Source organism: Trinickia camelliae, from assembly GCF_053525655.1.
The window spans coordinates 610300-628397 of sequence record NZ_JBCHAA010000001.1; the positions used below are offsets into that span (position 1 = coordinate 610300).

Sequence of the window (18098 nt, forward strand, 5' to 3'; positions counted from 1 at the left end):
TTCCTGATGAAACGTATCAGTCTGAATGCCAAGCTCTGGTCCGCGCTGACGCTCATGTGGCTGGGGTTGTTGCTTCTCGGGGGCTGGGGTGCGCTGCAGGAGCGTAGCACGATGATTCGCGACCGCCGCGCCGATATCAAGAACATCGTCGATACGGCCGACGGCATCGTCAAGGACTACGCAGCGCAAGCGGCGGCCGGCAAGCTGTCGACGCAGGCCGCGCAGCAGGAGGCGAAAGCGCGTCTGTCGACGATGCGCTACGGCACCGATGGCTATTTGTTCATTCTCGATTCTCGCCCCGTCGTCGTGATGCACGCGACCAACGCGAGCCTGCGCAACAAGGACGTGAGCAGCGTGCGCGACACGAACGGCAAGCTGCTGTTCGTCGACATGGTCAAGACCGCGCGCGGCGAAGGCGAGGGCTTCGTGGACTATGAGGGCATTCTCGTCGGCACCGATACGCGCGCGCCCAAGGTGACGTTCGTCAAATACTTCGAGCCGTGGGATTGGACCGTTGCCACCGGCGTCTTCATGCAGGACATCAATCAAGCCTTTTACCGGAACCTGCTGATCAATCTGGCCGTGCTGGCGGCGATCGGCGCGGCGGTGACGATCGCGATGCTGCTGATCATGCGCAACATCAAGCGAAGTCTCGGCGGCGAGCCGGCGTATGCGGCGCAGATCGCGACCCGGATTGCGAGCCGCGATCTGCAAGCGGCAGTGCAGTTGCAGCCAGGAGACGACGACAGCCTGTTGCATGCGATCTCCAGCATGCAAGCGAATCTGTCGTCCGTGATCGGCGAGATTCGCGCGGGCACGGAGTCGATCACGTCCGCGGCGCAGCAGATCGCGGCGGGCAATCTCGACTTGTCGTCGCGCACCGAAGAGCAGGCGGCATCGCTGGAGGAGACGGCGGCCAGCATGGATGAACTGACGGGCGCCGTGAGGAACAACGCTGAGAGCGCGACGCAGGCCACCGCGCTAGCCGCCAAGGCCTCCGACATCGCCGCGCGCGGCGGGGACGTGGTGAGCCGTGTCGTGAGCACGATGGAGGAAATTTCGGCGAGCTCGAACAAGATCGCGGACATCATCGGCGTCATCGACGGCATCGCGTTCCAGACCAATATCCTCGCGCTCAACGCGGCCGTCGAGGCGGCACGCGCGGGCGAACAGGGACGCGGCTTCGCGGTGGTGGCGGGCGAAGTCCGCACGCTGGCGCAGCGCAGCGCGGCGGCGGCGAAGGAAATCAAGGCGTTGATCGGCGATTCGGCGAGCAAGGTGCAGGGCGGCGCGACGCTCGTCGGCGAAGCGGGCAGGACGATGGAAGCGATCGTGGCGTCGGTGAAGCAGGTGTCCGGGATCATGGCCGAGATCTCGGCGGCGTCGGCCGAGCAGAGCACGGGCATCGAGCAGGTCAATCAAGCGGTCGCGCAGATGGATACCGTGACGCAGCAGAACGCGGCCTTGGTCGAGCAGGTATCGGCGGCGGCCCACAGCATGCACGATCAGGCCGCGAGCCTTGCGCGGGCAGTCCGGGAGTTCAAGATTCGCGAGGCGGCTAGTGAGGCGGCGGCAAACGCACTCTCAATGCAAAGTTGAGAGTTGGCTGCGGACCGGGGCGCGGCCAGGCACGGCTCCGGCCGAGAGCGGACTAGGCCCGCTCGGTGGCGACTTGGTGCGGATGGCTTCGATCGCAGGCCGGCGTGGTGGTGATTGCCGGCCTGCCGGTTAGACCAGGTCAGGCTTGAGGCTGGCTGCCGTCGGCACTATCCGTGTTGTTGGCTTCGTCTTCTTTCTTTTCATCTTCTTTTTTTTCCACCAGCTCTTCCAGGGCGCCCGCGCCTTTGAAGCCTGCCACAGCCGCAATGCCTTTCGTCAAAAGCGATGCATCCGGATCAACCTTTTCCGTTGCTTCAACTGCGGCAACGGCGCCCGCGATTTCACCGACCTTATCCAGAATTCCCATGATGATCACCGTAGAGGTTGAAAGTATTGACGAGAAGAACAAGGAGAACGCCTAAGGGGGAGATGGGCGTGACTGGATAAATCAGAAGAATGATCGATCAGCGAAGCGCGTCATCGGCGTCAAGTGTAGCAACAAGCAAGCGCCGCGATGCTTAGGAATTGTCAAATCGATAACCATCCGTAAGCTATATCCGCAGAAACAATCCATTAATCAGACGAATTTGATTTGTATTAATTGCAATGATAAGGATGGCTATATATCGAGTCGGGAGATTTAACAATCTTCAATCATTCGATGAAATTGTGAAGTTTCGTTAGACAACGCCGATCACCACCTCAATCGATGAATCGGTCTCATCGAAAACCCTCGTACAAACGTTTTCGCGCCAATCGCGCCTTAAGTTGTTTTGATTAACGTCGATAGACGCCTCAAGCGCGCCGCGGCCGCCTGCATAAATCAGGTGCGGTGAATGAGTAAAGCAAGGATCGAGCAACCTGTATATCGCGCGCACGTTCTTGCGTTTTCGAATCTCCCATACGTCGTTGTCACACGATTGTCTTCCAGGAGCGTTGTCATGAATTTCAACCAGATGACCGTGAAGGCCAAGCTCACGGCGGGCTTTGGCATCATCGCCGCCGCTGTCATGGTGGTATCGGGCTTTTCGTTGAAGTCGCTGAGCGACTCGAACGAAAGGTTTTCGGGCTATGTGGCAGGCGTGAACGCACGCGCGGACATGGCTGCACAGGTTCGCACGGCGGTCGACCGGCGCGCAATCGCGGCGCGAAATCTGGTGCTGGTGACGAAGCCGGCGGATATCGAGCTGGAAAAGGCAGCGGTTACGCAGGCGCATGAGGACGTCCAAGCGAAATTGAAGCAGCTCAACGACATGATTTCGCACGCGTCCGATGCCACGCAGAAGGCCAAGGACATGGTGGCCGACATCGACCGCATCGAGCAGTCGTATGGACCTGTCGCGCTTGCCATCGTCAACGCGGCGCTGAACAACAAGCACGATGATGCGATTGCGATGCTCGACGACCAGTGCCGCCCGCTGCTTTCAGCGCTGGTCAAGGCGACGGACGACTACGCGCAATACACGCGCACGCGCGCGGCCGAATTGGTCAACGACGCCGATGAGCGGTACGCGAGCCAGCGCAATGTGCTGATCGCGATCTGCCTTGCGGCGATCGCCGCGGCTGTCGCGGCGGGCGTGTTGATCACGCGCGGGCTGACGCGCACGTTGGGCGCGGAACCGGGAACGTTGAGCGACGTGACCCAACGCATCGCGGGGGGCAACCTGAGCCCCGTGTCCGGTTCGCAGGACGCGCCGCAAGGCAGCGTGCTGGCGTCGATGGGCGACATGCAGACGAGCCTGGTGCGGTTGATCGGGCAAGTCCGCACGTCGGCCGACAACATCGCGACCGGCTCGAGCCAGATTGCGGCAGGCAACGCCGATTTGTCGTCGCGCACCGAGCAGCAGGCGTCGTCGTTGCAGGAAACCGCGTCGAGCATGGAGGAGCTGACCTCCACCGTGAAGCAGAACGCGGAAAACGCAAGGCAGGCGAGCACGCTGGCCGCCAACGCGTCGGAGGTCTCGCAGCGCGGCAGCGCGGTGGTCGGCCAAGTCGTCGAGACGATGAACGACATCAGCCAGAGCTCGACCAAGATCGCGGAGATCACGGGCATGATCGAGGGCATCGCATTCCAGACGAACATCCTGGCGCTGAATGCGGCGGTCGAGGCTGCACGCGCCGGCGAGCAAGGCAGGGGCTTCGCGGTCGTGGCGAGCGAAGTGCGGAGTCTCGCGCAGCGCTCGTCGGGGGCGGCGAAGGAAATCAAGGACCTGATCGCCACCTCCGTGGGGAAGATTCAGAATGGCTCGGTACTGGCCTCGGACGCCGGCAAGACCATGTCCGAAGTGACGCAGGCCGTGGCGCGCGTGACCGACATCATGGGCGAGATCGCCGCCGCTTCGGAGGAACAAAGCCGCGGCATCGGACAAGTCAATCTGGCGATCACCCAAATGGACGAGGTCACGCAGCAGAATGCCGCGCTGGTGGAGGAGGCCGCAGCCGCGTCGCGTTCGCTGGAGGAGCAGGGGCGGCAATTGACGCATGCGGTTGCGTTCTTCCGCATCGACGCCACTACGACTGCGCATCGCGGCTCTCAACAAGCGGCGGTTGGATTCGGCGGGACTTCGCTTGTTGCGAGCTAGCGCTGGAAAGGCGGGGTGCGATGCGATCCGGCGCCGAACACAGCGCTGCCCGCGAATGCCGCGAACGGTGCGAAGTGGAGAAGGTCGAGACTCATTGCTCGACGCTTGCGACGAAGCGGGCGATTTCGTCCGTCAGAGTTTCCGCAGCGTCGCGATGCGGCGAGTGTCCGCCGTGAGCGAGCTTGCACAGGCGCGAATGGGAAACGCGTTGCGCGATCGCCTCGATCTGCGCCATCGTGCCGTAGTGGTCGTCTTCGGCTTGAATCTCGATGAGCGGGCATCGGATCGCCGCGAGTTGATCGGTGATGGTCCAGTGGCGGAAGGCCGGGTCGAGCCAGATGTCGTTCCAACCGTAGAACGCGGAATCGACGTCCGCGTGATAGCGGGCGAGGCGCGCGCGCAAGTCCGTCGATTCATACAGGACTTTCGCTTCCGCGATGCTTTCGACCGTCACGTCCTCGACGAACACGTGCGGCGCGATGACGGCCGCTCCGCGCAACGCGGCTGGAAATGCGCTCGCGTACAAGAGCGCGATGGACCCGCCGTCGCTATGGCCGATCAGCCACATGCGCGCGCGTTCGGCGTCGTCGATGGCGAGCACATCGAGGAACGCCGGCAGTACGTCGCGCGCTTGATGCGTCATGAAATCGACGGGCCATTTCACGTCGTGCGCACGAGCCGTCGAGCGCCCATATCCGGGACGCGAATACACCAGGCCGCGCATGCCGAGCCGGTCGCAGAGCGTCTGCGGCCAGTCCTTCCACATCGCAATCGAACCGAGTCCTTCGTGCAGGAACAGGGCGATGGGCGCGTCTCGCCGATCGCGATTCAGCCATTGATATTCGAGCCGAAGCGCTGTTCGTCCGGCAGTGGCGGGCAGTTCGGCAAAGCCCGCATCCGGTGCGGGTGTGATGGGGTGCGCGATCGTATTCATGTCTGACGGCTGGCTTGCTCGCGGAGCCTGAAGCGCTGGATTTTACCCGTGGCCGTCTTCGGCAGATCGTCGACGAAGTGAATCTCCCGTGGATACTTGAAGGGCGCGAGGCGCGATTTGACGAACGCCTTCATGTCGTCCGCGAGTTGCTCGTTTGCCACGTACTCCTGCTTCAGCACGACGAACGCGCAGGTCTTCACGAGCCCGCCGTGATCGACACCGATGACCGCCGCTTCGAGCACCGCTTCGTGCTCCATCAACGCCATCTCGACCTCGATCGGCGAGACATACTGGCCGCTGACTTTCAGCATGTCGTCGCTGCGGCCGGAGTACACGTAATGGCCGTCGGCGAGGCGCTGATACTTGTCGCCGCTCTTGACCCATTCGCCGAGGAAGGTCGCGCGCGATTTCTCGCGGTTGCACCAGTACATCACGGCCGAACTCGGGCCCTTGATGTAGAGATCGCCGATTTCGCCGTCGGCGACGAGCCGGCCCTGTTCGTCGCGCAGTTCGATTTCATAGCCGGGCACGGGGACGCCGGTCGTGCCGTAGCGGACCGCGCCGGGCCGGTTCGACAGGAAGATGTGGAGCATCTCGGTCGAGCCGAGGCCGTCGAGGATCTCGCAGCCGAAGTGCGCGTTGAACCGCTCGCCGATCTGGCTCGGCAGCGCCTCGCCGGCAGACGTGCAGATGCGCAGCGCGACTTCGCTGCGCGCGGGCAGGCGCGGCGACGCCATGATGTTCGCGTATAAGGTCGGCACGCCGCAGAACACGGTCGGCTGGTGTTCGACCATGCGCCGCAGCACGGCGTCGGTCGTGGGGCGCTCGGCCATCAGCACCGTCGTCGCGCCGACCGAGAGCGGGAACGTCAAGGCATTGCCCAGTCCGTACGCGAAGAACAGCTTCGCGGCGGAAAACACGACATCCGTTTCGCGGATGCCGAGGATGGCCTTGCCGTACAGCTCGGCGGTCCAATAGAGATTGGCGTGGGTGTGGACGGTGCCCTTGGGCTTGCCGGTCGAGCCCGACGAGTAGAGCCAGAACGCGATGTCGTCGGCGTTGGTCGCGAGCGGGTGAGGCGCAGGCTCGGCCGCGTCGATCAGCGCGCGCAGGTCGTGACCGGCTACCTCGGGTTCGGCGGGCTGACGTGCGACGATCTGCAGGCAATGTTCGCAGCCCGCTTCGACGAGCGCCTCTGCGACGACAGCCTGCAGCGCGGATGACACGACGACCGCCCGCGCACGGCTGTGCGTCAGCATGTAGACATAATCGGCGGGCGTCAGCAGCGTGTTGACGATGACCGGCACGACGCCCGCGTAAAGCGCGCCGAGCATGACGGCGGGCAAATCCGCCGTATCGAGCATGACGAGCAGGATGCGCTCGTCGGGATGCACGTCGAGTGCGCGCAGTGCGGCGGCGAAGCGGCGTGAGCGCGATTCGAGTTCGCCAAAGGTGGTCGCGCCGTGGTCGTCGATGTACGCGGTTTTCTGCGCCCTCGACGCGTTCAAGCCGAAAACATGCGCGGCGAAGTTGAACAGGGCGAGCGGCGCGACCGCTTTCGCAGGCGCCGTCGTGGTGGGCTCGATCATGTGTCGTCTCCGTCCGATCAGGCGTACGCCGAGGCGTCGCACTCCGATTTGTCGGGCATCGGCATTTTCGCGAAAATTATCGACTGCAATCGCACGTGTCACGCACTATAGTGCATCTATCGAAGTCGTGGAACGAAAAACATGAAGCAGGTTTACCCTGAAGTGATGCAGTCCGAGGCGCAAAGCGCCGGGCAGGAGGCCGCGGACAACGAAGCGCGCAACGCCGAGGCGGCGGAGCGCGACCCGTTCATGGCCGCCATGGGCGAGCGCGTGCGCCTGTTGCGCGCGCGGCGCGGCATGACGCGCAAGACGCTCGCGACCGAAACGGGGCTGTCGGAGCGGCACCTCGCCAACCTCGAATCGGGGGTGGGCAATCCGTCCGTGCAAGTGTTGCGGCAGATCGCGACCACGCTCGGCTGTCCGCTCGCGGAGATCATCGGCGACGTCACGACGTCGTCCGCCGAATGGCTGCTGATCCGCGAGTTGCTGCAGGATCGCGACCAGGCCGCCTTGCATCGCTGCCGCCTCGCGCTGGAAGACTTGCTGCAGGCGGCCCCGGCCGATCCGCACCGCAAGGAGCGCATCGCCCTCATCGGCTTGCGCGGCGCGGGCAAGTCGACGCTGGGCCGGATGCTCGCGCAGGAGCTCAAGGTGCCGTTCATCGAGCTGAATCGCGTGATCGAGCAGCTAGCGGGTTGCCCGCCGTCGGAGATCCATTCGCTCTATGGGGCGAGCGCGTACCGGCGCTACGAGCACCGGGCGCTCGAAGGGGTGATCGCCGAACATCCGCGGGCGGTGATCGCGTCGCCCGGGGGGCTCGTGTCGGAGCCGGCCACGTTCAGCATGCTGCTCGCGCACTGCTTCACGATCTGGCTGCAAGCGTCGCCGGAAGAGCACATGCAACGCGTGATCGCGCAAGGCGACTTGCGGCCTATGTCGGGAAACCGCGAAGCCATGGACGACCTCAAGCGGATTCTCGCCGGCCGCAGCGAACTGTACGGCCGCGCCGACATGCAGTACGACACGAGCGACAAGACACTCGCCGACGCGTATCTGCAGCTTCGCGACCGGCTCGCCGCGCGCCTCGCGGCCGAGGTGTAGCAACGCGAAGGAGGGCGACGGGGTTTACCCTTCGTTGCTGCGTCATATGCACTAAAATGCTTTACTCGCCTCTTGGTGTGCACTATCGTTCATTGAAACGACGGCGAACACCAGGAGACGCTCATGTCCGCACCGCAGTCCCGTGTCGACTACCGCACCGATCCCTCGCAATACAAGCACTGGAACCTGACGTTCGACGGCCCGGTCGCCACGCTCGGCATCGACATCGCCGAAGACGGCGGCATCCGCGACGGCTACAAGCTCAAGCTCAATTCCTATGACCTGGGCGTCGACATCGAACTGCACGATGCGCTTCAGCGCATCCGCTTCGAGCATCCGGAGGTCCGCTCGGTCGTCGTGACGAGCCTCAAGGACCGCGTGTTCTGCTCGGGCGCGAATATCTTCATGCTCGGCCTCTCGTCGCACGCCTGGAAGGTGAACTTCTGCAAGTTCACCAACGAGACGAGGAACGGCATGGAAGACTCGTCGCGCGACTCGGGCCTCAAGTTCCTCGCGGCGGTCAACGGCTCGTGCGCGGGCGGCGGCTACGAACTCGCGATGGCCTGCGACGAGATCTGGCTCGTGGACGACCGCTCGTCGTCGGTCGCGCTGCCGGAGGTGCCGCTGCTCGGCGTCCTGCCGGGCACAGGCGGCCTGACGCGACTCACCGACAAGCGCCACGTGCGGCACGACCACGCCGACATTTTCTGCACGGTGGTCGAGGGCATTCGCGGCGAGCGCGCCAAGGCATGGCGGCTCGTCGACGAGGTCGTGAAGCCCAACCAGTTCGAGCAGGCGATTCACGCCCGCGCGCTTGAACTTGCCGCGCAAAGCGACCGGCCCGCCGAGGCGAAAGGCATCGCGCTGACCCGCATCGAGCGCGCGGAGCGCGAGGACAGCCTCGCCTACGACACCGTCAACGTGACGATCGATCGCGCCAAACGCACCGCGACGTTCACCGCAAAAGCACCCGCAGTCGCCCAGCCTACGGACATCGACGCCATCGTCGCAGCCGGCGCGAACTGGTGGCCGCTGAAATTCGCACGCGAGCTGGACGACGCGATTCTCTCGATGCGCACCAACGAACTCGACATCGGCACGTGGATCTTTAAGACCGAAGGCGACGCGAAGACGGTGCTCGCGGCGGACGCCTCGCTGATCGCCCATCGCGATCACTGGTTCGTGCGGGAAACGATCGGCATGCTGCGCCGCACGCTGGCGCGCATCGACGTGTCGTCGCGCTCGCTCTTCGCGCTGATCGAGCCGGGCTCGTGTTTCGCGGGCACGTTCGCGGAATTCGCGTTCGCTGCTGACAGAAGCTACATGGCGGCGTTGCCCGCCAACGAGGACGAAGAGCCCACGCTCACGCTATCGGAGGTCAACTTCGGCCTCTATCCGATGGTCACGCGCCAGTCGCGCCTCGCGCGCCGCTTCTACGACGAGGCCGCACCGCTCGACGCCGCGCGCGCCGCGATCGGTCAGCGGATCAAACCCGCCGAGGCCGAGCGGCTCGGCCTCGTGACCGCCGCGCCGGACGATCTCGACTGGGCCGACGAAATCCGCATCGCGCTCGAAGAACGCGCGGCGATGTCGCCCGATGCATTGACGGGGCTCGAAGCGAACCTGCGCTTCAACGGCCCGGAGACGATGGAGACGCGCATTTTCGGGCGCTTGTCCGCGTGGCAGAACTGGATCTTCAACCGGCCGAACGCGGTGGGCGAGAAGGGCGCGCTCAAGGTGTACGGCAAGGGCGCCAAGGCGCAGTTCGACGCGGCGCGCGTTTGATACGCGCTCGATACGCGCTTGATACGCGATGCGTCCACACTCGACGAATTCCTCACAAGGCACTGACATGTCCACGATCAACTACAGCGAGAAGATCCCGAACAACGTCAACCTGGCCGACGACCGCACGCTGCAGCGCGCGCTCGAGCAATGGCAGCCGAACTTCCTGTCCTGGTGGTCCGACATGGGACCCGATGGCTCGCACAATTTCGACGTCTATCTGCGCACGGCGGTAAGCGTCGAGCCTGGCGGCTGGGCGCATTTCGATTACGTGAAGATGCCCGACTACCGCTGGGGCATCTTCCTCGCGCCGGGCGACGCCGAGCGCAAGATCCATTTCGGCGAGCACAAGGGCGAGGCTGCGTGGCACGACGTGCCGGGCGAGCATCGCGCGAACCTGCGCCGCATCATCGTCACGCAGGGCGATACCGAGCCCGCTTCGGTCGAGCAGCAGCGTCACCTCGGCCTCACGGCCCCTTCGATGTACGACCTGCGCAATCTGTTCCAAGTGAACGTGGAGGAGGGCCGCCATCTGTGGGCGATGGTCTACCTGCTGCATCGCTACTTCGGCCGCGACGGCCGTGAGGAAGCCGAAGCATTGCTCGGCCGACGCTCCGGCGACGATGACAATCCACGCATTCTCGGCGCATTCAACGAGAAGACGCCCGATTGGCTCGCGTTCTTCATGTTCACGTACTTCACGGACCGCGACGGCAAATTCCAGCTTTCCGCGCTCGCCGAATCGGGCTTCGATCCGCTCGCGCGCACGACGAAGTTCATGCTGACCGAGGAGGCGCATCACATGTTCGTCGGCGAATCGGGCGTGTCGCGCGTGGTGCAGCGCACGGCGCAAGTCATGAACGAGCTGAAGACCCAGGACGCCACGAAACTCCGCGCGGCCGGCGTGATCGATCTCGACACGATCCAGCGCTACCTGAACTTCCACTACTCGGTGACGATCGATCTGTTCGGCGCCGACCAATCGTCGAACGCGGCGACGTTCTACAGCGCGGGGCTCAAAGGCCGCTACGAGGAAACCAAGCGCGACGACGACCATCAATTGAGCGGCCAGACCTATCGGCTGCTCGACGTCGAGGACGGCAAGCTCATCGAGCGCGATGCGCCGATGCTCAACGCGATGAACGAGGTGCTGCGCGACGACTACATCAAGGATTCGATCGCGGGCGTGAACCGCTGGAACAAGGTGCTCGAAAAGGCCGGCATCGACTTCCGCCTGATGGTGCCGCACAAGGCGTTCAATCGGCTGATCGGCACTTTCGCAGGCATCCGCGTGTCGCCGGACGGCCGTGTCGTGAACGAGGCGGAATGGGCGGCCAACGAGGCGAAGTGGCTGCCGACATCGGACGACCGCGCATTCGTCGCGTCGCTGATGGGGCGCGTGGTCGAGCCGGGCAAGTTCGCGAACTGGATCGCACCGCCCGCGGCGGGGATCAAGGGGCAGCCCCTCGATTTCGAATACGTGCGGTTCAACTGAAATCATGAACGCGCCCGAACCACTCGAGATCCTCAAGCAGCATCTGATCGATCCCGAGATATGCATCCGCTGCAATACGTGTGAAGAAACGTGCCCGATCGATGCGATCACGCACGACGATCGCAACTACGTCGTGAAGGCGGACGTGTGCAACGGCTGCCTGGCCTGCCTCGGACCTTGCCCGACCGGCGCGATCGACAACTGGCGCAACGTGCTGAAGGCCGAGGCATACGGCATCGACGAGCAATTCACGTGGGACGAACTGCCCGCGCAGAACACCACGGTGGCGGCGGCGCCGGAAGCTCCAGGCGATGCCGCCGCCGCGCTCGAAGCGGACGACGACATCGTCGCTTCCGACATGGTGCGAGGCGCATCGGTGCCGCCGTGGTCGGCGGCGAAGCCCTACGTGAACCTCTACACCCACAAGGCGCCGACGACGGCGACGGTGGTCGGCAACTACCGGCTCACCGACGAATCGGTCGAGAGCGACATCCATCACATCGTGCTCGATTTCGGCGCGATGCCGTTTCCGGTGCTGGAGGGGCAGTCGATCGGCATCCTGCCGCCCGGTGCGAGCGCTGACGGCAAGCCGCACCACGCGCGCCAGTATTCGATCGCGAGCCCGCGCGACGGCGAGCGTCCGCGCTACAACAACGTCTCGCTGACGGTGAAGCGCGTGACGCACGATCACGGCGGCAATCCGACCGACGGCGTCTGCTCGAACTACCTCTGCGGCCTGAAGAAAGGCGACACCGTCACCGTGATCGGACCATTCGGCACGACGTTCCTGATGCCGAATCATCCGAATTCGCACTTGCTGATGATCTGCACCGGCACCGGCTCGGCGCCAATGCGCGCAATGACCGAGTACCGTCGGCGCCGGCGCCTCAAGGGCGCGACCGGCAAGCTGATGCTGTTCTTCGGCGCACGCACGAAAGAGGAGCTGCCGTACTTCGGGCCGCTCACGAATCTGCCGAAGGATTTCATCGACACGAACCTCGCGTTCTCGCGCACGGCCGGGGTGCCGAAGCGCTACGTGCAGGACGCTATGCGCGAGCGCGCCAGCGACGTTGCGCAGTTCTTGAAGGACGACAACACCTACATCTACGTGTGCGGCCTGAAGGGCATGGAGGACGGCGTGGTGCAGGCATTGCAGGAGATCGCCGGCGCGAGCGGGCTCGACTGGGCGGAGCTGTGGGCGCGGCTCAAGCGCGAAGGGCGGCTGCATCTCGAGACGTATTGAAGACGCTCGCGGGTGCCGCGGGCGGTGGACGCGCGTCCGCAGCAGGTATATAAGAAAAAGAAAGTAGCGGCGTCCACAGGGGCGCCCTCGAAAACGGGAGGAAAAGACTATGTCGGACCCATCGGAAAAGCCGGGTGAAGGTCAGGACCGGCTCGAACATCTCGACGCCGCCGTCAACCACGTCGACGAATTGATCTCATCGGGCAGCATCGCCAAAGGCGCGGCGAAAGGGCTTTTGTACAGCTTGATCGAAACGCTCGGGGCGCTCGTCGGCGACCCCGATCTGCCCGCGCATTCGCGCTCGGGCTATGAGGGATTGCTGGAGACGGCGCGCGAGTTGCGCGTGAAACTCGGCAAGTAAGGCGGTGGGGTGCGCAGAGTGCCCCCACCGTCTTTGCGCCTGCGCTTGCCGGCGTCGCCGCGGTATTTGCGTGGCAAAGCGGCCGGGTTTTGCGTGCGCTACTTTGTCGACAAGCCTTTCCATGCAACAGGCGCTGTCGCCGCCACCAAGACCAGAAATCCCACCTGGGACAGATAGAACGGATTGGTCCATTGGTTCGCCAATGCGACGTAGTAGCTGTTGTGGAGCACGTCGCTTGTTATGACCACGCCAGTCAGCACGAGCCCGGCACGCGGGCGAATCAGCAAGAGCACGGCGGCGAGCGGATCGAGAAGGGTCAGCGAGGACCAGTAGATCCGGCTCGGCAGCGCGGCGTCGAAACCGTAGCCGCACAAGAGGCCGCAATCGATGTCGGCGCGCACGTGGTTATACGTTGCGCCGAGCAGGCACGCGGCGAACAACAGGCGAAGGGCAAGAGAAAGGCGGGTCACGTTGTCGGTTGGGCCCCAAGGCGGTCGGCAACACGATACCGGAAATCGTCATTCGAATCCTCCGTTAGAGGATTTATTCAGTGACGGGGCTGACGGTGCGCTCCGTCTCGTATTGAGCCCAAATCGAGCCCAGCGGGGTCTCCGTGCATTCCGCTTATTCCCAGAATGGTTGCCGGAAGCGCTCCGGGCCCCTGCTAGAATGCCGGGGCCGCAATGTAGTTAGTGGATCGCAGATGAAATTGCTTGATGCCTTAGTCGAACAGCGTATTGCCGCCGCCGCCGCGCGGGGCGAGTTCGACGGTTTGCCGGGCGCCGGCGCGCCGCAGGAACTGGACGACGATTTGCTCGTCCCGGAGGAAGTGCGCGTCGCGAACCGGATCTTGAAGAACGCGGGCTTCGTGCCGCCCGCGGTGGAACAGCTACGCTCGCTGCGCGATCTCCAGACCGCGCTGAACTCCGTCAGCGACCCGGCGACGCGCTGCGCGCTGCAGGCCAAGATGCTCGCACTCGACATGGCGCTCGAATCGCTGCGCGGCGCCCCGATGCTCGCGCCGCGCGAGTATTGCGAGCGCATCGCGCAACGCCTGTGCGAACGTGCGCGCGCCGATGTCGGCGCCGTCACGGAGCAGACGTGAGCCCGCACGAGGGCGCGCCCGTTCCCACCGAGATATCCGAGCGCGACCGCCGCTTCATGGCGCTCGCGCAAGCCGCAGCCGACAAGGCGCGCGCCGCGGGCGAAGTGCCGGTCGGCGCCGTGCTCGTGCGCGGTGACGAGGTGATTGCCACGGGCTTCAATCATCCGATCGGCGGGCACGATCCGTCGGCGCACGCCGAAATGGCCGCGCTGCGCGCTGCCGCCCAGTCGCTGGAAAACTACCGGTTGCCCGGCTGCGAACTCTACGTGACGCTCGAGCCTTGCCTGATGTGCGCCGGCGCGATCATGCACGCGCGTATCGCTCGCGTGGTGTTCGGCGCTTATGATCCGAAGACGGGCGCGTGCGGCAGCGTCGTCGACGCCTTCGCGAATCCTCAGCTCAATCACCACACGTCCGTGACGGGCGGCGTGCTGGAAGCCGAGTGCGGCCAGGCGCTCAAGTCGTTCTTCGCGGACCGGCGCCGCGCGATTCGGGCCGCTCGCGAGGCCGAGGCAGAGGCCGCCCGCACACACGGCCCGACCGAGCCCGTCTAAACTCTTTCCTATCGTCTCATCTCGTCTCGTCGGCACACGGCCATGACTGCTCACCGCACCATCGAACTGATCGCGCCTTCCGGGTATCCGCAGGACCCGGCCACTGTCGAGCGCGGGCTCGCCCGGTTGCATGCGCAAGGGCACAAGGTCAAAGGCCTGGAGGCCACCCGGCGGCGCTATCAGCGCTTCGGCGGCACCGATGGCGAACGTGCGGCCGACCTGAACCGCCTTGCCGACGCCGCCCAGCCGCTGCCGGACGTGGTGCTCGCCGTGCGCGGCGGCTACGGCGCGGTTCGCATCCTGCACGGGCTCGATTACGAAGGACTGCAGCGGCGGCTGCGCGACCAGCCGGTCGTGCTGGTCGGACACAGCGATTTCACGGCGATCCAGTTCGCGCTGCTCGCGCGCTCGGGGGTGACGACCTTTGGCGGTCCGATGTTCGCCACCAATTTCGGCGCGCCGGAGCTGAGCGCTTACACGATGCATCACTTCTGGGACACGGTCACGAAGCCTTCCTTCACGCTCGTGGTCGACGTCCCGCAGACGCAAACGGTCGACGTGACCGGCACGCTCTGGGGCGGCAATCTGGCGACGATCGCGGCGCTGGTCGGCACGCCGTATATGCCGCCCGTGCAGGGCGGCATCCTGTTTCTCGAAGACGTGAACGAGCAGCCGTTCCGGATCGAACGCCTCATCTATCAACTGCACCTGGCCGGCATCCTGGCGGAGCAGCAGGCACTGGTGCTGGGCGATTTCTCGGGCGGGCAGGCGTTCGACTACGACAACGGCTACGATCTGCACTCGATGATCGAGCAGATCCGCTCGGTGATCGGCATTCCGGTGATCACGGGGCTGCCGTTCGGCCATATCGACAACATGGTGACGGTCCCGGTTGGCGCGAAGGCGCATTTGGTCGCGAATCAGCACGGCTTCAGGCTGACGGCTTCGGATTACCCGCATCTGAGCTAGGCCGGGAGCAGGGCGGATCGGGGCAGGGTCGAGAAGGCGGGATGTTTCCCGCCTTTTTTATCGCCCACTTGCGCAACTAACTGTCTGCCAATCAAGCGCCCATAGCGACGCTCGAGCCCTATCAATCGCGCCTAATTGTTGACAAAATGGCGGGCGACGACGCGTAACGGTTTAGGATTTAAGTACGCTTTTAGAGCACGCCCGCCTGCCTGGCACATCCTCTACAAGCCCGCCGCGCAGTGAATTGTTGAAAATCGCCAAAAAAATTGTTGACAATTTTAATGTCCAATCTAGGATACAACCCATATTGAGACGCACATGATGTCCGACACGAAACAACTTGCCGAGTCCGGCGGAATGAAACCCGAGGCGATCGCCGAGCGCATTCGCGCCGCGATCCTCGAGCACCGCCTCGCACCCGGCGCGAAGTTGACCGAAGCGCAGTTATGCGAAGTATTCGGTGTGAAGCGCGGGCCGATCCGCCAGGCGCTCACCCAATTGGCGACCGATCACCTGGTCGACCTGGAGCCGAATCGCGGCGCCTTCGTGGCCAGCCCGTCGCTTCAGGAAGTGCACGAGGTGTTCGAGATGCGCCGGATCATCGAGCTGGCGGTGGTTGAGCGGGTTTGCGCGGAGCACGCCCACGGCGCGCGGCGCCTGAAGACGATCGGCGGCATGATCGGACGCGAGCGCAAGGCGTTCGAGAGTCGCGATTTCCCGGCGTGGATCCGGCTTTCGGGTGAGTTCCACACGGAGCTTGCCGCGCTGACCGGTAACACGGTGTTGTGCGATTGTTTAGACGGATTGGTCGCGCGCTCGACGCTGATTTCGGCCCTGTACGAATCCCTTGGACGCAGCGCGTGCTCGTTCGAGGACCACGAAGCGATCCTCGCGGCGATCGAGGCAGGCGATGCGAAGCAAGCGGCGACGTTGATGTCGAGCCATCTGCAAAGCGTCGAATTGAAGATGCTCAACCGCCCGGCACAAGGCGCGGCCGATCTGCGCGAAGTCTTCGGAACGCTTGCCGGATCGGAATCGAGCGGTAAATGAAAGACCTGGCGCCGGACCACCCCCCGGTTCGGCGCCTACCCAACGCAATGGCGAGGCCCGCGGCCTGCGTCGTAGCGAAAAACACAAGTACGTAAGTACGGAGACAACCGCGGCGTTGGCGACCCTGCCGTTAGTGGTCCTGATGGACTGTCACGGCATGGCGTCGGACGAATCGACTTTCGAATGTCAATCGATCGACACTCATCAAGGAGAGGTCATGGCTCAGTTCAGTGCAACACAAGAGGGTCCCGCGATGCCGGCGTTCGGCGCGAGCGAGGCAGACGGCGCCCACAGCGGCGCGCATCTGCCGGCAGGTTACAGCGAGCGTCTCTACAACGAAGACCTCGCGCCGCTGCGGCATCAAAGCTGGGGCGCTTACAACATCTTCGCGTTCTGGATGTCGGATGTGCACAGCGTCGGCGGCTATGTGTTCGCGGGGAGTCTCTTCGCGCTGGGCCTGACGAGCTGGCAGGTGCTGGTGGCGCTGCTGGTCGGCATCGGTATCGTCAACGTGTTCTGCAACCTGATCGCAAAGCCGAGCCAGATGAACGGCGTGCCGTATCCAGTCGCGTGCCGGGCGACGTTCGGCGTGCTTGGCGCGAACGTCCCCGCCGTGATTCGCGGGCTGATTGCGGTAGCGTGGTATGGCATCCAAACGTATCTGGCTTCGAGCGCGCTCGTGATCGTCGTGCTCAAGTTCGTCCCGCAGTTGCTGCCGTACGCGGATGTGCACCACCACGGCTTCGCAGGCCTGTCGACGCTCGGCTGGGCCGGCTTCATGCTGCTGTGGGTGCTGCAGGCGCTCGTGTTCTGGAACGGGATGGAGACGATCAAGAAGTTCATCGACTTTGCCGGCCCTGCCGTCTATGTCGTGATGTTCATTCTGGCCGGCTACATGATCTGGCGCGCGGGCTGGCGCAACATCGGCCTGAACCTCGGCGGCGTGAAGTATCACGGTCTCGAAGTCGTGCCGGTGATGATCACGGCGATCTCGCTCGTCGTCTCTTACTTCTCGGGCCCGATGCTGAACTTCGGCGACTTCTCTCGCTACAGCAAGAGCTTCCGCAGCGTGAAGCGCGGCAACTTCTGGGGCCTGCCGGTGAACTTCCTCATGTTCTCGCTCGTGACGGTCGTCACGACGGCAGCGACGCTGCCGGTGTTCGGAGAACTGATTACCGATCCGGTCGAAACCGTGGGCCGCATCGACTATCCGACCGCGGTGATCCTCGGCGCGCTGACCTTCACGATCGCCACGATCGGCATCAACATCGTCGCGAACTTCGTGTCGCCCGCGTTCGACTTCTCGAACGTCGCGCCGCGCCTCATCAGCTGGCGCGCGGGCGGGATGCTGGCGGCGGTCGCATCGATCTTCATCACGCCGTGGAATCTCTTTAACAACCCGGCCGTGATCCATTACACGCTCGATGTGCTCGGCTGCTTCATCGGACCGCTCTACGGCGTGCTGATCGTCGACTTCTACCTGGTCAAGCGCCAGAAGGTCGTGCTCGACGATCTCTATTCGGTCTCGGAGAAGGGCGCGTACTGGTATCGCAACGGCGTCAACTATCGCGCGGTGTTCGCGCTCTTGCCTGCCGCAGCGATCGCGATGGCCTGCGTGTTGATCCCGGCATTGCAGGGGGCGGCGAACTACTCGTGGTTCGTCGGCGTGCTGGTGGGTGCTGTCGTCTATCGGCTCCTCGCGCGCTCGAAATAAGCACGAAGCCATTCACA

General features: G+C 64.1%; 16 protein-coding genes. 12 read left to right on the plus strand and 4 right to left on the minus strand.

Annotation, left to right across the window (positions count from 1 at the left end):
- Nucleotides 1–6: 6 nt before the first annotated feature.
- Nucleotides 7–1599, plus strand: coding sequence for a methyl-accepting chemotaxis protein (locus tag AAHK20_RS02765; RefSeq protein WP_449179886.1), 1593 nt, complete (start codon nt 7–9; stop codon nt 1597–1599).
- A 139-nt stretch (nt 1600–1738) separates the two neighbouring features.
- On the opposite strand, the gene AAHK20_RS02770 is transcribed toward AAHK20_RS02765, so the two are convergent.
- Nucleotides 1739–1966: a hypothetical protein gene (locus AAHK20_RS02770; protein WP_449179887.1), complete on the minus strand. Its 228-nt coding sequence runs from the start codon at nt 1964–1966 to the stop codon at nt 1739–1741.
- A gap of 574 nt (nt 1967–2540) precedes the next feature.
- On the opposite strand from AAHK20_RS02770, the gene AAHK20_RS02775 reads away from it, so the two are divergent.
- Complete coding sequence (locus AAHK20_RS02775) at nt 2541–4181, plus strand: methyl-accepting chemotaxis protein (protein ID WP_449179888.1); 1641 nt, start codon at nt 2541–2543, stop codon at nt 4179–4181.
- 91 nt (nt 4182–4272) lie between these two features.
- Here the strand turns inward: AAHK20_RS02775 and AAHK20_RS02780 are convergent, their stop codons facing one another.
- Together AAHK20_RS02780 and AAHK20_RS02785 are read right to left on the minus strand one after the other, a co-directional pair.
- Complete coding sequence (locus AAHK20_RS02780) at nt 4273–5115, minus strand: alpha/beta fold hydrolase (protein ID WP_449179889.1); 843 nt, start codon at nt 5113–5115, stop codon at nt 4273–4275.
- A complete protein-coding gene (locus AAHK20_RS02785) occupies nt 5112–6704 on the minus strand; it encodes a benzoate-CoA ligase family protein (RefSeq protein WP_449179890.1) in 1593 nt (530 codons plus the stop codon). The genes AAHK20_RS02780 and AAHK20_RS02785 overlap by 4 nt, the downstream gene beginning before the upstream one ends.
- A 165-nt stretch (nt 6705–6869) precedes the next feature.
- Between AAHK20_RS02785 and AAHK20_RS02790 the strand changes: the two genes are divergently transcribed.
- The 5 genes from AAHK20_RS02790 (at nt 6870) to AAHK20_RS02810 (ending at nt 12689) form a co-directional block, all read left to right on the plus strand.
- Nucleotides 6870–7805 carry a helix-turn-helix transcriptional regulator gene (locus AAHK20_RS02790; RefSeq protein ID WP_449180052.1) on the plus strand — a complete coding sequence of 312 codons (936 nt, stop codon included), beginning with the start codon at nt 6870–6872 and terminating at the stop codon, nt 7803–7805.
- A gap of 123 nt (nt 7806–7928) precedes the next feature.
- Nucleotides 7929–9590 (plus strand): 2,3-epoxybenzoyl-CoA dihydrolase, encoded by a 1662-nt coding sequence (gene boxC, locus AAHK20_RS02795; RefSeq protein ID WP_449179891.1) that lies wholly within the window; start codon nt 7929–7931, stop codon nt 9588–9590.
- Between the two features lie 67 nt (nt 9591–9657).
- Nucleotides 9658–11085 carry a benzoyl-CoA 2,3-epoxidase subunit BoxB gene (boxB, locus tag AAHK20_RS02800; RefSeq protein ID WP_449179892.1) on the plus strand — a complete coding sequence of 476 codons (1428 nt, stop codon included), beginning with the start codon at nt 9658–9660 and terminating at the stop codon, nt 11083–11085.
- A gap of 4 nt (nt 11086–11089) precedes the next feature.
- Nucleotides 11090–12328, plus strand: coding sequence for a benzoyl-CoA 2,3-epoxidase subunit BoxA (gene boxA, locus AAHK20_RS02805; protein ID WP_449179893.1), 1239 nt, complete (start codon nt 11090–11092; stop codon nt 12326–12328).
- A 109-nt stretch (nt 12329–12437) separates the two neighbouring features.
- On the plus strand, nt 12438–12689 hold the full coding sequence (locus AAHK20_RS02810) for a hypothetical protein (RefSeq protein WP_449179894.1): 252 nt from the start codon (nt 12438–12440) through the stop codon (nt 12687–12689).
- A gap of 98 nt (nt 12690–12787) precedes the next feature.
- On the opposite strand, the gene AAHK20_RS02815 is transcribed toward AAHK20_RS02810, so the two are convergent.
- Complete coding sequence (locus AAHK20_RS02815) at nt 12788–13159, minus strand: hypothetical protein (RefSeq protein ID WP_449179895.1); 372 nt, start codon at nt 13157–13159, stop codon at nt 12788–12790.
- A gap of 233 nt (nt 13160–13392) precedes the next feature.
- Between AAHK20_RS02815 and AAHK20_RS02820 the strand changes: the two genes are divergently transcribed.
- The 5 genes from AAHK20_RS02820 (at nt 13393) to AAHK20_RS02840 (ending at nt 18081) form a co-directional block, all read left to right on the plus strand.
- Nucleotides 13393–13794: a DnaJ family domain-containing protein gene (locus tag AAHK20_RS02820; protein WP_449179896.1), complete on the plus strand. Its 402-nt coding sequence runs from the start codon at nt 13393–13395 to the stop codon at nt 13792–13794.
- Entirely contained in the window at nt 13791–14348 is a 558-nt protein-coding gene (tadA, locus tag AAHK20_RS02825; protein ID WP_449179897.1) for a tRNA adenosine(34) deaminase TadA, read from the plus strand. Before AAHK20_RS02820 ends, tadA begins: the two co-directional genes overlap by 4 nt.
- Nucleotides 14349–14390: 42 nt before the next feature.
- Complete coding sequence (gene ldcA / locus AAHK20_RS02830; RefSeq protein ID WP_449179898.1) at nt 14391–15317, plus strand: muramoyltetrapeptide carboxypeptidase; 927 nt, start codon at nt 14391–14393, stop codon at nt 15315–15317.
- Between the two features lie 321 nt (nt 15318–15638).
- A complete protein-coding gene (locus AAHK20_RS02835; RefSeq protein ID WP_449179899.1) occupies nt 15639–16367 on the plus strand; it encodes a GntR family transcriptional regulator in 729 nt (242 codons plus the stop codon).
- 217 nt (nt 16368–16584) lie between these two features.
- Entirely contained in the window at nt 16585–18081 is a 1497-nt protein-coding gene (locus AAHK20_RS02840; RefSeq protein WP_449179900.1) for an NCS1 family nucleobase:cation symporter-1, read from the plus strand.
- The last annotated feature ends 17 nt before the right edge of the window (nt 18082–18098 follow it).

What these genes read in the sequence shown, in the direction of transcription:
- AAHK20_RS02810 (WP_449179894.1), top strand. Translation starts at nt 12,438, where the DNA reads ATGTCGGACCCATCGGAAAAGCCGGGTGAAGGTCAGGACCGGCTCGAA.
- AAHK20_RS02785 (WP_449179890.1), bottom strand. Translation starts at nt 6,704, where the DNA reads ATGATCGAGCCCACCACGACGGCGCCTGCGAAAGCGGTCGCGCCGCTC.
- AAHK20_RS02770 (WP_449179887.1), bottom strand. Translation starts at nt 1,966, where the DNA reads ATGGGAATTCTGGATAAGGTCGGTGAAATCGCGGGCGCCGTTGCCGCA.
- ldcA (WP_449179898.1), top strand. Translation starts at nt 14,391, where the DNA reads ATGACTGCTCACCGCACCATCGAACTGATCGCGCCTTCCGGGTATCCG.
- AAHK20_RS02780 (WP_449179889.1), bottom strand. Translation starts at nt 5,115, where the DNA reads ATGAATACGATCGCGCACCCCATCACACCCGCACCGGATGCGGGCTTT.
- AAHK20_RS02775 (WP_449179888.1), top strand. Translation starts at nt 2,541, where the DNA reads ATGAATTTCAACCAGATGACCGTGAAGGCCAAGCTCACGGCGGGCTTT.
- boxC (WP_449179891.1), top strand. Translation starts at nt 7,929, where the DNA reads ATGTCCGCACCGCAGTCCCGTGTCGACTACCGCACCGATCCCTCGCAA.
- AAHK20_RS02765 (WP_449179886.1), top strand. Translation starts at nt 7, where the DNA reads ATGAAACGTATCAGTCTGAATGCCAAGCTCTGGTCCGCGCTGACGCTC.
- AAHK20_RS02820 (WP_449179896.1), top strand. Translation starts at nt 13,393, where the DNA reads ATGAAATTGCTTGATGCCTTAGTCGAACAGCGTATTGCCGCCGCCGCC.
- AAHK20_RS02835 (WP_449179899.1), top strand. Translation starts at nt 15,639, where the DNA reads ATGTCCGACACGAAACAACTTGCCGAGTCCGGCGGAATGAAACCCGAG.
- boxA (WP_449179893.1), top strand. Translation starts at nt 11,090, where the DNA reads ATGAACGCGCCCGAACCACTCGAGATCCTCAAGCAGCATCTGATCGAT.
- AAHK20_RS02840 (WP_449179900.1), top strand. Translation starts at nt 16,585, where the DNA reads ATGGCTCAGTTCAGTGCAACACAAGAGGGTCCCGCGATGCCGGCGTTC.
- AAHK20_RS02790 (WP_449180052.1), top strand. Translation starts at nt 6,870, where the DNA reads ATGCAGTCCGAGGCGCAAAGCGCCGGGCAGGAGGCCGCGGACAACGAA.
- boxB (WP_449179892.1), top strand. Translation starts at nt 9,658, where the DNA reads ATGTCCACGATCAACTACAGCGAGAAGATCCCGAACAACGTCAACCTG.